Source organism: Arthrobacter sp. D3-18, assembly GCF_054408525.1.
This window is the reverse complement of sequence record NZ_CP096440.1, coordinates 4,079,441-4,095,230: the sequence shown is the minus strand read 5'-3', so window position 1 is coordinate 4,095,230 and position 15,790 is coordinate 4,079,441. Positions and strand designations below refer to the sequence as shown.

Here is a 15,790-nt window from a genome sequence, read left to right as displayed (position 1 = left end):
GTTACTCACCTCACAGGCTGGCGTAAAGTCCTTGACCCAAACGTCGCCGGCGGCCAGGAGAACCATGACCCAGCAATCCCGCCTACCCTGGCGGCTCGGCAAAACCATGCCCATTCCCGCGGGCCTTGTGGGTGTTGGCGCTGCCGGCAGCGCTGTAGCCCACGTGGTGGCGGCGGCAAGCAGTCCGGCAGGCTTCATGACCTGGTGGATGGCGGCGATGGGTGCTGCGTGCCTGACCTGCGCCGCTCCCATGGCTTGTTCCCCCAATCGGCCGCGTATCTACGCCCGGCAGGCGGTGCCACGCGCCGCCGGCCATCTTTTGGCGATGAGCGCGGTGATGGTCCTCATCCACCTGGTCCTTCTGTTGGGCCCTGGCGGCGGGCACCACGGTTATACCCAGGGCGCATCCGTAGCTGACCACCAAGCGGCCATGCTCACCCTCATTGGCGTTGAACTTCTTTGCCTCGTGGCTGCTTCCGCAGCCCTGCGCATCGCCCGCACCTCAACCCCACAGCTCAATCCCCACCACTAAAACCCCCACACCAGGAGTCACCATGAACACCACCTCAACCACACTGTCCTTGGACTGGCACGGCCGTGCCGACGCCCTCGCGATCGATGGCAGGGCTTTCGTCGATGGTCGCCGAACGGCGTCAAGCACGGAATCTACCCGCCCCACGATCAGCCCGATTGATGGCCGCGTCCTCGCTGAGTTGGCTGCGTGCGGAGCCACTGACGTAGACCGCGCGGTAGCAGCCGCCAGGCGAGCATTTCCTGCGTGGGCCCGATCCGGGGCCGAGAAGCGAAAGGGCCTGTTGCTGGCATTGGCTGCCTTGATGGAGCGGCATGCTGATGAATTGGCGCTCTTGGAGACCCTGGACAGCGGCAAGCCAATCCTGCAGACCACCACTGTTGACGTGCCCGGCGCTATCTCCACCTTGCGCTGGTACGCGGAGGCTGCGGATAAGCAGAACGGCGAACTGCCGGCAGTTCCGCCCGGGGCAACCGCCTTGGTGACCCGCGAACCCCTCGGTGTGGTGGCGGCAATCGTGCCCTGGAACTTCCCGCTGGAAATCGCGGTGTGGAAACTGGCTCCGGCGCTTGCCTCGGGAAACACCGTAGTGCTCAAGCCGGCCGAGCAGACCTCGTTGAGTGTGCTGCGCCTCGCCGAATTGGCCACGGAAGCGGGTCTTCCGGATGGCGTGCTGAACATCGTTACTGGAACAGGGCGGGAAGTAGGCGCGGCCCTGGCGCACCACATGGACGTTGATGCGTTGGCCTTCACAGGCTCCACCGCCGTCTCCCGCACCCTTTTGGAAGCCTCCGGTCGCAGTAATCTTAAGCGGCTTAGCCTCGAGGCGGGTGGCAAGAGTTCCAACATCGTCTTTGCCGATACGGCAGACCTGCCTGAAGCGGCAGCCAAGGCAGCCTTCGGCGCCTTCTACAACCAAGGCCAGGTCTGCTCTGCGAACTCACGGATCCTGGTGCAACGGGATATCCATGACGAGTTCGCGGCCCTCCTCGCAGAGGCGGCGGCCAGCTATCGGCCGGCGGACCCATTGGCGGGTTTGGAGGGCAACGGTGCCCTTATCAGCAGCGCCCACGCGAACGACGTCGAGGGCTGGATTCGGCGCGGCCGCACCGAAGGTGAGGTGCTTTTCGGCGGTGAGCGGCGCGAAATCCGGGGTTCAGATGCTTACTTGGAACCCACTTTGTTGGGCGGTCTGGGTGCAGATCACGACGTCCACCGCGACGAAATTTTTGGACCCGTGGCTGTGCTGCATGCCTTCGACACGGAGGAGGAAGCGGTGCGTTTAGCCAATGCCACAGACTACGGGCTGGCTGCGTCTGTGTGGACGTCAAACCTGTCCCGCGGACATCGCGTGGCAGGGGAGCTCCTTGCTGGAACAGTCTCCGTCAACACCGTGGACGCGCTGGGAAACACCACACCCTTTGGCGGCTTCAAGCAGTCCGGGTTCGGGCGGGACCTCTCCCTGCACGCGTTCGACAACTACACCGCGCCGAAGACCACGTGGATCCAGTTCGGCTGATCTGATTCATCTGGAAAACCGCTGATATGCATCGCTATTCAATGGTTTACGTGATGCAGTTCACAAGCCTACGCTGGGCCAGACAGCAGACCAGGTTAGGCGCCGAAGGGCTTTTGGGGAAGGCCTGCCAGAATCTGCCAGCATCCTTCCACTGTGTTAAGGACACCCTCAAATGAAATCGATGCTCCGCTCCCGTCTTTTCGAAATCGAACAAGAGTCCATCGCCCCCATACCGGCCGAAGCGCGGCACGGTAGGTCCCGGGAACTCTTCACCATCTGGTTCGGAATGAACATGACGCCCCTGACGGTGGTCACCGGCGCCACGGCCACCACACTGCTGGGGCTTCCCATGGTCGCCTCCATCATCGCGATCTTTCTTGGCCACGCAATCGGCGGAATCGCCATGGCTCTACACGCGGCGCAGGGACCGCAGCTGGGCGTCCCCCAGATGCTGCAAGCCCGTGGTCAATTCGGATCGCGCGGAGCGAGTCTGATCGTGGCGGTGGCGATCCTGATGTTCGTGGGGTACTTCTCCTCGAACCTGATCGTTTCCTCGGACTCGATCGCAGCGCTTCTGCCCGAGGCCAATGGAACTGCCATGATCATCGGCTGCGCTGTCCTCAGTTTCATCATCGCTGCGTTCGGGTACAACCTGGTCCGGAAGGTGACAGCCTTGGGTGCCTACGTGGTTGGCGCACTGGTGCTGGTCTCCTTCGCGGGCCTCCTTGCCAGTGGGGACTTTTGGGCCCAGATGAACCACGGTGAATTCACGTGGACGGGTTTCCTCGCCATGCTGGCAATCGGCATCGTGTGGCAGCTGACATACGCTCCCTACGTGTCGGACTACTCCCGGTACATGCCTGCCAAGTCAGGCACCAAGGGAGCCTTTTGGGGAACCTACTTGGGCTGCGTCACGTCGAGCGCAGTGTTGATGGTCCTCGGTGCCGGGGTTGGGATCGCCGTAACAGGCGTGGATTCGATGACAGGGCTCCACGGCTTGCTCGGGCCGGCACTCGGTGCGGCGGTCTTGGTGGGATTTGCTTTGGTGGCCGCCGCGGGAAACTCGGTGAACGCCTACTGCAGCGCACTATGTGCCCTGACGCTGGTGGAGACCTTCATCAGCGGATGGCGACCTGGAATCAAAGCCCGCTTGGTGACGTCCCTGGTGCTGCACGTGCTCGGTGTCGCTCTGGCCTTAACCGCTGCAACCAGCTTCGCGTCCTCATACTTCAGCTTCCTCAGCGTGCTCCTTTACGTGCTCATCCCGTGGTCTGCCGTCAACTTGGTGGACTACTACGTCATCCGACACGGATCCTACGCAGTAGACGAGTTCTACGCTGCCGACGGTGGCCGCTACGGCCGCTGGAATGCCGGTGCGCTGGTGGTCTTCGTCATCGGCGTTCTTGCCCAGATCCCCTTCATGGCCACTCCCTTCTATACAGGTGTGGTGGCCGAGGCCATGGGCGGCATTGATATCGCCTGGCTCGTCGGCCTTGGAGTCAGTTCCTTGGTCTACATCGTGATCGCCCGCACCGCCCCGGGGCTGTTACGCCTTGATTCAGCGACACAATTCAGCCCCATCGAACCCCAAATCCATGGAAAGTAATGACATGACCCACGCAGACTGGATTTTCAGTGGAGGCCCCATACATACTCTGGATCCCCTCCAACCCCGCACCGAGGCAGTTGCGGTGGCCAACGGGAGAATCGTGGCTCTCGGCGCCGACGCCGCAGACTGGCGAGGTCCAGCAACCGAGCTGGTTGACCTTACCGGAAAGGCGCTCCTTCCCGGCTTTCAGGATGCCCACGTCCACCCGCTCGCGGGCGGGCTGCAAATGCTCGGCTGTGATCTTTCCGGAGTCCATTCCCTGGCGGAGTATCGCGCGCTGATTGCGGATCATGCCCGGACGAACCCGGCTGCGGAATGGATTCAGGGTGCGGGCTGGTATGGCGACGTTTTCGACGGCGGCTTCCCGCATCGTGCGCTGCTGGACGAGCTCGTTCCGGACCGGCCTGTGTTCCTGATCAGCCACGACGGCCACGGAGCCTGGGTTAACTCATGTGCACTTGAACGTGCTGGAATCACTGACACGACTCCTGACCCGGACGGGGGAGTCATTGCCCGGGATGGAGCGGGAGCCGCCACTGGCATGCTCATGGAACACGCGGCAGACCTCGTCTCGGCACTGATTCCGGATCCGGACCAAAAGCATATCCGTCGTGCACTTCTTAAAGCCCAGGCCTATCTGCACTCGTTGGGTGTGACGGCATGGCAGGACGCCGCCGTCGGACAAGCCTTGGGAATGCCCGACTCCTTCGATCATTACCTGGCCTTGGAGGCGGAAGGGCGCTTGACCGCCACCGTGACCGGGGCGCTCTGGTGGAAGCGGGACTCAGGTCTCGAACAGCTTGAACTCTTCAAGGACCGCCGTGCCGCTTCGCGGGGTCGCTTCCGGGCTACAGCCGTCAAGATCATGGTTGACGGCGTCTGCGAAAACCTCACCGCTGCCTTGACCCGGCCATACAATGGCCATCCCCATGAAACGGGCATGAGCCTTATCGAACCGGAAGAGCTTGCGCGAATCACGCGGGCTGTGGACGCGGAGGGCTTCGACCTGCACTTGCACGCTGTTGGTGACCAGGCCGTGCGGGACTGCGTCAACGCTCTGGATTTGCCGCGCCGCGAAGGCTGGGACCCGCGCCACCAGATCGCACACTTGGACCTGGTTGATCCGGCCGACGTCGCCCGCTTCGCCGCCACAGGGGCAATCGCCAACATACAACCGCTGTGGGCCAGACTAGATCCGGTCCTTGTCGAAACCAAGCTGCCCTATCTCGACGAAGCCCACCAACAGGTGCACTTTGCCTTCGAGACCTTGCGCCGCGCCGGCGTCGACCTCGCCATCGGCAGCGACTGGCCGGTCTCCAGCCCCGATCCCCTGTGGGGCATCCATACAGCTGTGAACCGCACGGCGCCGTCGAATGACCCGCATGCCCGTGACATCCGCTCGCAAACGGATCCGCTGTTACCCACCGAAGCTATTACCCTCGGAGCGGCGCTCGCCGCCTACACCACAGGAGCTGCGCGCGCCAATCGGCTTGACGCCGAGCGTGGTGCCATCCGAGTGGGCATGACCGCCGACTTGGTTGTGCTGGACGCCGATCCGCTCGCCGTCGAAGCCCGCGAGCTGGGGGCGATTGGCGTCGACTTCACTTTCGCTGGAGGCCAGCCCGTTTACAGCCGCGCCCACAACGGGGCGCTTCCCACCCTTCTTGCTCAGTAGCAAACTTAAGCAGTAGCAAAGGATCGATCATGGATCACCCAGTAGCCTCAACGCGGCTCGCGCAAGAGCAAAGCAAGCATTTGCAAAAATCCCTGGGCCGCTTCGACATCTTGTTGTTGGTGGTCGCCGCCGTGATCTCAGTGGAGGTCCTGGGCCAGGTCTCCGGCTTCGGTGGGGAAACCTTCACCTGGACGCTCATCCTGGCGGTCACGTTCATGGTGCCCTATGGACTGATCTTCGCCGAGACCGGTGGTGCCTTCACCGAAGAGGGCGGCGTCTACGTGTGGACAAAGATGGCGTTTGGCCGCGTGGTTGCAGCAATCACTTCCCTTTTCACCTGGGTGACCCAGCCCGTCTGGGTCGGTGGCGCCATGGCCTTCGTTGCAGTCGAAACCTGGTCCGAGTATGTGGGCCACGTGGACGCCGGTAGCCCGGCCGATTACATCTTCAAGCTGCTCTTCATCTGGATCACTGTTACCTCAGCGATTATCAGCTTGAAGCACGGCAAATGGCTGCCCTCGCTGGGTGCCATCCTCAAGGTCGCGTTCCTGACCTTTTTCATCATTGTCACCATGGTTTACGGGCTGCAGCACGGTTTCAACGGTCTGGACTTAGGCTTCTTCTCGCCAACTCTTGCCGGCTTCCTGGGCGTCACTCCACTTCTGCTGTTCTCATTCCTTGGCTTCGAGTCAGGGAACAGTGCTGCCGGGGAAATGAAGAACCCGGCCAAGGATGTTCCCATCTCGGTTGCCCGGTCCTCCATGATTGCCGCCGCAAGCTACTTGCTCCCGATCCTTGCCATCCTGCTGGTGGTACCGCTGGACCAGATCACCGGCATTGGTGGCCTGTTCGGAGCAATAGCCACCGTCTACACAGTCTTCGGTCCTGCCGCTGAAATCATGCTGTCCATATCCGCCGTCGTCTTCTGCTTCATCCTGGTCTCCCAAGGTGCCGCATGGATGATCATCAGCGACCGCATGCAGGCCATGGCCGCGGCAGACGGCTCCTTCTTCGGAGGCTTCTTTGGACGCTTCCATCCCAAGTTGGGCACGCCTATCCGCGTCAATACGCTCTCAGGTGTGGTGGCGACATTGTTCATGCTGGCGGCCATGCAGCTCAGCGGCACCAGCAGCGCCCTGTTTGGAGTGGTCCTCTCCATCGCGATCTCGACGTTCCTGCTGAGCTACCTGTTTGCCATCCCTGCGGCTGTGAAGCTCCGGAGCAAGTATCCCCACACCGATCGGCCCTTCAAGGTTCCTGTCTCCGACGCAGGTTTCCGCATCCTCGGCTACATCTGCTTCGCGTGGATCCTGATCGGGTCTTGGGTGGCGATCTTCCCGGGAACACTGGATGTGCTCTTCGGCCTGCCGTACGACTTTGAGGCAACGTGGGGCGTTTCGCAGTTCACTTTCGAGGCCTTCGCCCTCGGCACGCTGGGATGCATTCTGGCGCTGGGACTAGTGGGTTATGCCCGGGGCAAGAAGGTGAGGGAGGCGGTAGCGCCCAGGAGCGAGGCGGCCGAACTGGTCAACGACTAGCTGCGAGGTCGCCGGAAATGTACGAGATCGCCGAACATGTAGGAAATCGCCGGAAAGGCCCAGCGATCTGGAGCACTTTCCGGCGATCTCGGTGCACGGACGGCGATCTCGGTGCACGGACGGCGATCTCCGTGCACGGCGTTCGTCAGCGCGCTTCGAGGTCCTCGAGCGTTTTGCCCTTGGTGTCCGAGGACAAAAGGGTTGCGACAGCTGAAACCAGGCAGATGCCCAGCGTGGTCAGGCCGATGACCATGGGGATGTTCGCTGATCCTGGGGGAGCGATTGCCGTGAACAGGCTCGGGAAGAAGGAAGCGATCATGAGCCCGATGTTCTGCGAGACAGCGAATCCGGTCACCCTCATCCGCATGGGGAACTGCTCCTGGAAGAAGGTGGCAAAGGTGGCGTTCCACATCTGGAAGAGGATGCCTTGGACGATCACGACGCAGACGAAGACCAGGGGAAGGCTGCGCTGTTCGATCGCCCACAGGTAACCCACGGTCAGCAGTCCGCCGGCAATGCCGCCGGCCACCATCAGTGTTCGCCTGCCAATCTTGTCGGACAGTGCGCCAAACAGTGGGATGGTCAGCACCGCGGCCACATTGGCTGCCAGGGTCACCCAGAGGAACTCGCTGCTGGAGAAGCCGATGCCATAGCCCTTTTGGGTGGCGAAGGAGACGCCGAAGATGAGGGTGGCCATGCCGATGACGTTGGTGAACGTCATGATGATGCACCGCAGCAAAACCCAGGGGTGGGTGCGCAGGAGGTCAACCAGTGGGAAGCGGCGTTTAGCGCTGGCGTCCTCGGACTGGGCCAGGTAGGCGGGGGGCTCCTCCACGCGGCGACGGATAACGTACCCGGCCACGATCACCACGGCGCTGAGCAGGAACGGCAAGCGCCAGCCCCATGAGTGGAATTGCTCTTCCGGGAGGAGGGCGGCGAGGGGAATCAGTACCGCGGTAGCAAGGATGGAACCCACCTGCGTGCCCTGCAGGCTGAAGCTCGCGAAGAATCCGCGCTTCGCGTCGGGGGAGTGCTCGACGATCATGGCACTGGCGCCACCGAGTTCACCTGCGACGGCGAATCCCTGGATCAGCCTCAGAATCACCAGGAGGACGGGAGCCAGAAGACCCACCTGACCATACGTGGGCAGGAGACCGACGGCAAAGGTAGCGAAGCCCATGAGCAGCATCGCGAAAACCAGCACCTTCTTGCGCCCGTGCCGGTCACCGTAGGCTCCCAGGATCACAGCGCCGAGCGGGCGGGAAACGTAGCCCACGGCGTAGGTGGCCAGCGAGGCGATGATGCCCACGGTGGCATTTTCGGTGGGGAAGAAGATGGTGGGAAACAGAAGTGTTGCCGCCAATGAGTACAGAGCGAAGTCGTAGTACTCCAGCGCGCTTCCGATCCAGCCGCTCATCGCGGCTTTCTTCGGATCCTTCTGACCCGCTGTGTGTTCGGGGGAGGTGCTGAGATCCCTCCGGTGCGTGACTGTCACGTCGCTGTACTCCTCTGGCGTCGTTGGCAAGGAACAAGAACTCTTCCCATCCAGGACTGAACAAAGTGGTCATTCAGCGTGAGGAAGGTTACATCTTGAATCGATTCATAAATCATAAGACGTGACGTGCACTACGTCAACGCACGACGGCGGCAGGCCACCTTTGGTTCCAGTGGAACCAAGGCGACCTGCCGCCGTCGTTTATTTACTACTTGGCCAGGAAGCGGAGCAGGACTTCGTTAATTTCGGCGCCGTGTGTCCAGAGCATGCCGTGCGGTGCGTCTTCGATCTCGACGTATTCAGCGGACGGCAGGCGCTTGGTGAACTCGCGGCCCGTGGAATCGATGGGGAGGATGCGGTCGTCCGTGCCGTGGACGATCAGTGAGGGGACGGTGACCTTCTCGATGTCGGAGCGGAAGTCCGTGAGCCACGAATCAACCACTGCGAACGATGCATACCAGGATGAGCCCGCGGCGACGTTCCAGGAATTCCGCAGTGCTTCTTCGCTGAGGCGGTTGCCCAGGAAGTTGTCGGTGTTGAAGAAGTCGTTGTAGAAGTTGGTGAACCAGGCGTAGCGGTCTTCGATAGCGGCGTTGCGGATGCCGTCAAAGACTGAGGACGGAACGCCGGTGGGGTTGTCATCAGTCTGAAGGAGGAAGGGTTCGAGGGATGCCAGGAACGCGGCCTTGGCGATCCGGGCTTCTCCGTACGTGCCGATGTAGCGTCCAACTTCGCCGGTACCCATCGAGAAGCCGACCAGCACGACGTTCTGCAGGTCCAGGGTTTCAAGAACGGTGTTCAAGTCAGCCGCGAAAGTGTCGTAGTCATAGCCGGTGGTCGGCTTGCTGGACTTGCCGAAGCCGCGCCGGTCGTAAGTGATGACCCTGTATCCGGCATTGAGGAGGGCGGCTGACTGCTTTTCCCACGAGCCGCCGTCCAGGGGGTAGCCGTGGATCAGGACTACGGGCTGGCCCTCGCCGTGGTCCTCATAGTAGAGCTCAATGTCCGTGGTGTTCTCGGTGCCGACCTTGATGAAGCCCATGATTTGTCCCTTTTCCCGAAGTGGAGAACGGTCGTTCTCCCTTGTGTTCTCCATAGTAGAGAACGTTCGTTCTCATTGCAAGTACAATGGGTGCATGGATACTTCCGAGGTTCGCGAACGCATCGTCGCCACCGCCGACGAGCTCTATAACGCGAAGGGAATCCAAGCCGTTGGCATGGACGAACTTCGTTCGGCGGCAGGAGTCTCGCTGAAGAAGCTTTACGCGGAATTCCCGTCAAAGAGCAGTATCGTCATGGCTGTGCTTGAGCGCCGGCATAAGTCGTGGACCGAAGGTCTCGACGCCACGGTGCAGCAGACAGGGGTGCCCCGGGAACGTCTCCTCGCCATCTTCGACTACCTTGCTGGATGGTTCTGTCAGGATTCGTTCCGCGGCTGCGGTTTCATCAACAGCTTCGCCGAGCTCGGTGCCATCAGCCCGGACGTCGCCGGGTATGCGCGGAAGCATAAGGAGTCGTTCCAGGAATACGTCGCCCGTTTGGCCGGCGAGGCCGGGGCGCCAAGCTACCTGGCGCCGCAACTCGCGATCCTCGCCGAAGGTGCGCAGACAACTGCGGCCATCGCAGGAACATCCGATGCCGCCGGGCAGGCACGTCAAGCAGCGGCAGTATTGATCGACGCAGCCCTCACAGCCGACTAGGCTTCTGACACGCGTCCAGCGCGGCAGGAAGAAGACTATTCGTGTTTGAAATCCCCAGCATCTTGTTCCTTTCGGCAGGCATTGCGGTGTTGGCCGCAGCAGTTCTGCCGAAGCTATTGCGTGACATGCCGCTATCCATGCCGATGGTCTTTCTGGGCAGCGGAATTCTGGCCTTCACCCTGCTTCCTGACTTACCGGACCCGGATCCCGTCCAGTACGGGGATTTCACGACGCACCTGACCGAAGTGTGCGTCATTATCTCGCTCATGGGTGCCGGACTGGCTCTGGATAGACCGTTCCGGTGGCGCGGATGGACCACCACCTGGCGCCTGCTGGGGATCGTCATGCCCTTGTGCATCCTGGTGATGACGCTCCTTGGTCTGTGGGTATTGGGCCTGGGGCTGGCCGCCGCCATCCTCGTAGCGGCAGCGATCGCCCCCACTGACCCGGTGCTGGCCTCCGAGGTCCAGGTGGGAAAACCCGCAGACACTGAAGACGACCCTGACGAGGACGAGGTCCGCTTTGCCTTGACCTCCGAGGCGGGTTTGAACGACGGGCTCGCCTTCCCCTTTGTTTACCTGGCCATCCTCATCAGCTTGGTAGGGGCATCCCCGGAGGCCTGGCTGGGGGAATGGCTCGGGTTGGATGTTCTGTGGCGCACTCTTGCCGGGGTTCTGATCGGGTTCGGAACCGGCAAGCTGCTGAGCATGATCTTCTTCGCTGCCAAAGGTAAAAGCTTCCGCCTGTCCGAACACTCCGAGGGCTTTGTGGCCCTCGCGGCTACGTTCCTTGCGTACGGTGCCGCGGAGATGGTGGAAGGCTATGGCTTCGTTGCTGTATTCCTCTGCGCACTGACCATCCGGTCCGCTGAGCACAACCATTCCTACCACCAGGTGCTGCACAGCTATGTGGAGCAGCTCGAGCGCCTTATGACGGTGGTGATACTGGTGCTGCTTGGCGGCGCCATAGCCCGCGGACTCTTGGAAGGAATCGGTTGGCCGGAGCTGTTGGTAGCGTTCGCCTTCCTCTTGCTGGTCCGCCCCCTGGCTGGATGGCTCGGGCTGATGGGTGGCAAGACTGGTCCGCGCGAACGGCTGGCTATTTCCTACTTCGGCATCCGCGGGATCGGGTCCCTTTATTACGTGGCATACGCGCTGAGTCATGGTAACTTCGACGCCGAGGCACGTGATCTTTGGGCCCTGATCGGCTTGGTTGTTGCACTGTCCATCGTGGTGCATGGGGCCACCACGGCACCCCTTATGAACCGGCTGGACCGGCTTCGGGCTGCTGAAGCACGCAAGCAGCACGGGGATGAAGGCCGGGCGCCCACCACGGCTGTTTAGGCGACGGAGGCAGGCTGGTTGCTACGGGGTCGCGGTCTCTGACAGCCATTCCCCAAGGGATTTTTTGCCGATGATCGCCTCGCCCACTGGCACGATGCTGGTTTCCTGGATGGGTATACCGAAGTACCCGGCGTTGGTATCGGCCACCACGGTGCGGGAATCGCCCTTGGCGCTGAGGACCCGCTTGCCGAACTCGTACATGGGCGCCCTCTCGGGGCCCGCTATTTCGACTGCGCCGTTCAAGGCAGGGGACATTGCGGCTTCTGCTACCAAGCGGGCGACGTCGGCGGCGGCCGTGGGCTGCATCAAATGATCGGTGAGGAAAACTGAGCCGTCGCGTGTGCTGACATCGGCGATCATTGGAATGAACTCGAAGAACTGGGTCGCCCGAACCACGGTGTAGGGAACCCCGCCATACCGGATGGCGTCCTCCTGCGCGGTCTTGCCGGCGAAGTAGCCCACAGGGCCGATCCGGTCGGTGCCAACCACGGAGAGTGCGACGTGGTGCTGTACTCCGGCCTTTTTCTCTGCGGCTAGGAGGTTGTTCGTGGAATTTGTGAAGAACGAGACCACCACGTCTTCGTCAAAGTCGGTGGTGTTGGTCAGGTCGACCACCACGTCAACACCTGTCATCGCTTCATCCAAACCCTCCCCTGTAACTGAGTTAATGCCGTTCGAAGGGGATGCCGGGACCGCCTCGTGCCCTTCGTCTTTCAAAATCTCCACAACCTGCCGGCCAATGAGGCCTGTTCCGCCTGCAATCAGAATCTTCATGTCCGTGTCCTTCACCTGTTCATCTCGGACAAGCTTTGTCCGAGATGAACATTACGGATACGTTTTGTCCGAGTCAACTAGTATGGGTATATGAAAATGTCCGGGGGCGTTGAGTGGGCCATCCACTGCTGTGTGGTGCTCAGCAAGATGGATGGGCCTGTGCCTGCCGGCAAGCTGGCGGGTCTGCACGACGTCTCAAGCAGTTACTTGGCCAAGCAGATGCAGGCCCTGTCGCGAGGGGGACTTGTTCGTTCCCTTCAGGGACATGCCGGAGGGTATGTGCTCACCCGTCCGGCTGATGAGATCAGCATTCTGGATGTCGTCTTTGCTGTTGAAGGAAAGCAGCCGTTGTTCGTCTGTACGGAAATACGCCAACGCGGACCCCTGGGAACGCCCCCGGAGGAATGCTTGGCGCCCTGCCCCATCGCCAAGGCAATGATGACCGCAGAGGCGGCCTGGCGTGACTCGCTTAGCGCAATCTCCATCGGCGATCTGGCCCGCCAAGTGAGCAGCACGTCAGGTCCGGAAGCCTTTCAATCGATCCAGGAATGGTTCTCCGGTGCCCTCTGATGCCCATGACTTGTGAGCGGTGGGTACCGGCGCGCACTGCGGTAGGGGGCCAGTGCATGGAAGACTGGACGCATGTCACCCCGTCCCATGAAACCGCGCCCCCAGTCCGACGCCGCTGACAATGAAGGCCCCACGCCGCTGAGCCAAGGACGCCGGCACCTCGCCATGAGGCTCGACGACGCGTGGCTTGGTTTCCAGACGCGTCTCGCGATCCGGCGTGGCCGGGTGGAGACCGTCATCCCTTACACCGGGTACGGCAGCACATCCTGGGTCAGGGTCCTTGCACGTGTCGTCCGTAGTGACCCCCGGGACGCTGCGGGTCACGCTAATCCGTTGCAGGAAAGCATGCGCGGATGGCGTAATTTCACCAGTGCACCCGTGGCCCATGCCCGGGTGAGCGTGACCATCGCGGGCACCGTTTTTGATGTGAGGGCTGATCGCGGAGGTGTAGTTGACGCTCGTATTCCGGTAGCCCTCGACGCCGGCTGGCACACCATCACGCTGCAATCCGGGGAGTCCAAAGTCGTTGAAGCTCCCGTGGAGATCGTCGCGGATGATGCCGAATTCGGCGTCGTGTCTGACATTGACGACACCGTAATGGTCACCGCGTTGCCACGTCCATTCCTGGCAGCTTGGAACACCTTTGTCCTGAATGAGCACGCGAGGACCCCCACGCCGGGTATGGCCGTGCTGTATGAACGGATCGCCAGGACGGCACCTTCCGCACCTGTGCTGTATCTGTCCACCGGAGCCTGGAACGTTGCCCCAACCCTGTCCCGGTTCCTGTCCCGCAACTTGTACCCCGCCGGTCCCAAGCTCCTCACGGACTGGGGACCCACTCCCGACCGCTGGTTCCGCAGCGGCCAGGAGCACAAGCGGACCTCGTTGGAACGCCTCGCGGAAGAGTTTCCCAACATCAAGTGGCTGCTGGTGGGCGACGACGGACAGCACGACGAAGCCATCTACTCCGAGTTCGCCCAACGTCACCCCGCCAATGTCAGGGCCATCGCCATCCGCCAGCTCTCCGTGGGTGAAGCCGTGCTCGCAGGTGGACGGTCAAAGTCCGGAGGCCAGCCCACTCCTGGAATCCCGTGGATCTATGCCCCGGATGGAGCGGGGATGTCTGCCCAGCTCGAGGAACTGGGCGTCATCCGGAATGAGGTTCGCTCCGCCGACGATCCCGAAGAAGGCGAAGTGCACACGGCATCGGAGTGATGACTACGCAACGTCGATGAACACCGGGTTGGCGTAGAACCAGGTATCCGCCCACGGGTCAGCGTCCCCGAGGTTATCTCCGTGGCGGATGGGCCCGGCGGGGTCCACGGCAACGCCGTAGTAGCCGGCGCCGTGGCGGTTTCCGTCGCTGCCGCGGAGGCGGAAGTAGCAGGATGTCTGCACGTCCTTGATGACGTGCTTGATGGTGAACGTTCCGGTACGCCCGGAAACATCAATCTGCTTCCATACCGCTGTGCCGGGGGCCCTCAGAGTGTCGCGATCTGCCGCGGCACCGGTTACGGCGCCACCGATGACGTCCACGTGGGCGAGCTTCGGGAGGATCCCCGCAAAGTTGCGGTAGTCCGTCGTCGTAATGGTGATGGAAATTTCGACGTCCGAGCCTCGCCTTACCTGCAGACGGGAGCCGAGGGTGACGCCGTTGAGCCCGTTACTGTTGCCTGCTCCGGCGCCGCGCATCGCCCGGACCCGCACGTCAAGTCCCTGCAGGAGGTGTCCGTGGTCCACCCACATGCGACCGTTGCGCATTGCTTCCAGGACGCCGGTATAGGAGCGTTTGGTGACGCCGGTGTGAAGGCGGCTGAACTGTCCCGGCCAGTAGTCGCTGCCACCCTGCTTTTCGCCGGTATCAAAGGGATCGGGACGCTTGCCCGTGACGGACCAACGATCGAATTCGCTGGGCAGGCTGAGGTAGGGCTCCTCTGCCGGATACGGTCCGGTTTTCCAGGTGTCCTTCACAGTGAGGTGGTTGTCGGAGTTGGACGTGATCCAGAAGGGCAGGCCTTCAGCGAGCATGGAGTCCCAGACGCCACCCACCGTTGCGGTTGCCCAGTCGAAGCCGCCGTAGGGCCGGAAAGCGTCGGCCGGGTAGCCGGGAAAGCTGTACTGGGTGGGGTTGTTGGTGTATTCGCCGCGCTGGTCGCCGGCTCTGGAGAACTGGCTGACGCCGGAGCCTTGCGCGCCCGGGGCACCTTCCATGCCGATCATCACTTCGCGGGCGGCATCGCGCCAAGCCCGGAGCTCGTGCGGGGAGTCGATGCCCAGGCGCATGGGGTGGTTGGCCAGCGCTACGACGTCGTCGATGTAGCCGGAGCGCCGCTGGTTGGCCAACCAAGCAATGGCTTCAACTGCTTTTCGCTCGAACGTCTCCACTTGGGCCGTTCCAGGGGTTGGCTTCTCCCATTGGTTCAGCTTTCCGTCCCACACCAGTTCGAAGGTCCGCAGGAGGTTCACTTCATTGGGACCGGGGGCGACGAGCACTGACGCGTGCTCAGCTCCCGGGATGTACCATTCGAGTCCCTGGAAGATCAGTAGGTCGGGCCTCGCTGCACGCTGCGCCTGGATTTCCTTGTTGGCGTTGACTGCTCCGCCGTTGTTGGCGTGGCCAAAGTTGCTGTGCTCAGTCAGTGCCAACCAGTCCACGCCGTAGGACTGTGCGGTATCGAGCTGCTGCTTGATCATGTACTTGGCGTCGTGGCTGTACTGGGTGTGGACGTGGTGGTCTCCGACAAGCCACTTCAGCTGGGGGTCGTTGCCGCCCGGGTTCGCCGTCGCCGGCCGTGCCATGGCGGCCGTTGCCGCGCTGCCCGCGGCCAGGATCCCTGCCGACTGCAGGATGCGCCGGCGGCTCAATCCCATGGTTTTCAGCTCAGCGTCGGCAAGCTCCACACTTTGGCGGTGCGTGGTCGTGTTTTCGTCTGCGGTGCACATGGCGCTTTCCCTCTGTAGTTTTGTGATCCCCCCAGCGGGATCACAGTAGGGAAGCCGGATGGCGTGGAGGTTAACCGGGCGGGAACGGTTGG

General features: G+C 62.1%; 13 protein-coding genes. 9 read left to right on the top strand and 4 right to left on the bottom strand.

From position 1 onward, the window contains the following. Nucleotides 1-64: 64 nt before the first annotated feature. The 5 genes from M1D89_RS21155 to M1D89_RS21135 all read left to right on the top strand — a co-directional run bounded on the left by M1D89_RS21155 (nt 65) and on the right by M1D89_RS21135 (nt 6,873). The gene (locus M1D89_RS21155; protein ID WP_498646693.1) at nt 65-532 is read left to right on the top strand and encodes a hypothetical protein; all 468 of its coding nucleotides are present in this window, start codon (nt 65-67) and stop codon (nt 530-532) included. A gap of 22 nt (nt 533-554) precedes the next feature. Further along, nucleotides 555-2,051: an aldehyde dehydrogenase family protein gene (locus M1D89_RS21150; RefSeq protein WP_498646691.1), complete on the top strand. Its 1,497-nt coding sequence runs from the start codon at nt 555-557 to the stop codon at nt 2,049-2,051. Between the two features lie 172 nt (nt 2,052-2,223). Beyond that, nucleotides 2,224-3,657 (top strand): purine-cytosine permease family protein, encoded by a 1,434-nt coding sequence (locus tag M1D89_RS21145; protein WP_498646689.1) that lies wholly within the window; start codon nt 2,224-2,226, stop codon nt 3,655-3,657. Nucleotides 3,658-3,661: 4 nt separating this feature from the next. Continuing rightward, entirely contained in the window at nt 3,662-5,335 is a 1,674-nt protein-coding gene (locus M1D89_RS21140; protein WP_498646687.1) for an amidohydrolase, read from the top strand. A 29-nt stretch (nt 5,336-5,364) separates the two neighbouring features. Continuing rightward, nucleotides 5,365-6,873: an APC family permease gene (locus M1D89_RS21135; protein WP_498646685.1), complete on the top strand. Its 1,509-nt coding sequence runs from the start codon at nt 5,365-5,367 to the stop codon at nt 6,871-6,873. A gap of 145 nt (nt 6,874-7,018) precedes the next feature. Here M1D89_RS21135 and M1D89_RS21130 read toward each other — a convergent pair whose 3' ends face one another. Both M1D89_RS21130 and M1D89_RS21125 read right to left on the bottom strand, forming a co-directional pair. Beyond that, on the bottom strand, nt 7,019-8,368 hold the full coding sequence (locus tag M1D89_RS21130) for an MFS transporter (protein ID WP_498646683.1): 1,350 nt from the start codon (nt 8,366-8,368) through the stop codon (nt 7,019-7,021). Nucleotides 8,369-8,576: 208 nt separating this feature from the next. After that, on the bottom strand, nt 8,577-9,410 hold the full coding sequence (locus M1D89_RS21125) for an alpha/beta fold hydrolase (RefSeq protein WP_498646681.1): 834 nt from the start codon (nt 9,408-9,410) through the stop codon (nt 8,577-8,579). A 94-nt stretch (nt 9,411-9,504) separates the two neighbouring features. On the opposite strand from M1D89_RS21125, the gene M1D89_RS21120 reads away from it, so the two are divergent. Both M1D89_RS21120 and M1D89_RS21115 read left to right on the top strand, forming a co-directional pair. Then, nucleotides 9,505-10,068 (top strand): TetR/AcrR family transcriptional regulator, encoded by a 564-nt coding sequence (locus M1D89_RS21120; RefSeq protein ID WP_498646679.1) that lies wholly within the window; start codon nt 9,505-9,507, stop codon nt 10,066-10,068. A 41-nt stretch (nt 10,069-10,109) separates the two neighbouring features. Then, the gene (locus tag M1D89_RS21115) at nt 10,110-11,411 is read left to right on the top strand and encodes a cation:proton antiporter (RefSeq protein WP_498646677.1); all 1,302 of its coding nucleotides are present in this window, start codon (nt 10,110-10,112) and stop codon (nt 11,409-11,411) included. A 21-nt stretch (nt 11,412-11,432) separates the two neighbouring features. Here M1D89_RS21115 and M1D89_RS21110 read toward each other — a convergent pair whose 3' ends face one another. Further along, nucleotides 11,433-12,185 (bottom strand): SDR family oxidoreductase, encoded by a 753-nt coding sequence (locus tag M1D89_RS21110; RefSeq protein WP_498646674.1) that lies wholly within the window; start codon nt 12,183-12,185, stop codon nt 11,433-11,435. Between the two features lie 90 nt (nt 12,186-12,275). Here M1D89_RS21110 and M1D89_RS21105 point away from each other — a divergent pair, with 90 nt between their 5' ends. Then, complete coding sequence (locus M1D89_RS21105) at nt 12,276-12,755, top strand: RrF2 family transcriptional regulator (RefSeq protein WP_498646672.1); 480 nt, start codon at nt 12,276-12,278, stop codon at nt 12,753-12,755. Nucleotides 12,756-12,827: 72 nt separating this feature from the next. Next, nucleotides 12,828-13,970: an App1 family protein phosphatidate phosphatase gene (locus M1D89_RS21100; RefSeq protein ID WP_498646670.1), complete on the top strand. Its 1,143-nt coding sequence runs from the start codon at nt 12,828-12,830 to the stop codon at nt 13,968-13,970. A 3-nt stretch (nt 13,971-13,973) separates the two neighbouring features. Here the strand turns inward: M1D89_RS21100 and M1D89_RS21095 are convergent, their stop codons facing one another. After that, on the bottom strand, nt 13,974-15,698 hold the full coding sequence (locus M1D89_RS21095; RefSeq protein WP_498646668.1) for a PHP domain-containing protein: 1,725 nt from the start codon (nt 15,696-15,698) through the stop codon (nt 13,974-13,976). Nucleotides 15,699-15,790: the final 92 nt, after the last annotated feature.

Bases quoted from the DNA above. Each gene is read 5' to 3' on its own strand.
- M1D89_RS21155 (WP_498646693.1), top strand. From the start codon at position 65: ATGACCCAGCAATCCCGCCTACCCTGGCGGCTCGGCAAAACCATGCCC.
- M1D89_RS21150 (WP_498646691.1), top strand. From the start codon at position 555: ATGAACACCACCTCAACCACACTGTCCTTGGACTGGCACGGCCGTGCC.
- M1D89_RS21145 (WP_498646689.1), top strand. From the start codon at position 2,224: ATGAAATCGATGCTCCGCTCCCGTCTTTTCGAAATCGAACAAGAGTCC.
- M1D89_RS21140 (WP_498646687.1), top strand. From the start codon at position 3,662: ATGACCCACGCAGACTGGATTTTCAGTGGAGGCCCCATACATACTCTG.
- M1D89_RS21135 (WP_498646685.1), top strand. From the start codon at position 5,365: ATGGATCACCCAGTAGCCTCAACGCGGCTCGCGCAAGAGCAAAGCAAG.
- M1D89_RS21125 (WP_498646681.1), bottom strand. From the start codon at position 9,410: ATGGGCTTCATCAAGGTCGGCACCGAGAACACCACGGACATTGAGCTC.
- M1D89_RS21120 (WP_498646679.1), top strand. From the start codon at position 9,505: ATGGATACTTCCGAGGTTCGCGAACGCATCGTCGCCACCGCCGACGAG.
- M1D89_RS21110 (WP_498646674.1), bottom strand. From the start codon at position 12,185: ATGAAGATTCTGATTGCAGGCGGAACAGGCCTCATTGGCCGGCAGGTT.
- M1D89_RS21105 (WP_498646672.1), top strand. From the start codon at position 12,276: ATGAAAATGTCCGGGGGCGTTGAGTGGGCCATCCACTGCTGTGTGGTG.
- M1D89_RS21100 (WP_498646670.1), top strand. From the start codon at position 12,828: ATGTCACCCCGTCCCATGAAACCGCGCCCCCAGTCCGACGCCGCTGAC.
- M1D89_RS21095 (WP_498646668.1), bottom strand. From the start codon at position 15,698: ATGTGCACCGCAGACGAAAACACGACCACGCACCGCCAAAGTGTGGAG.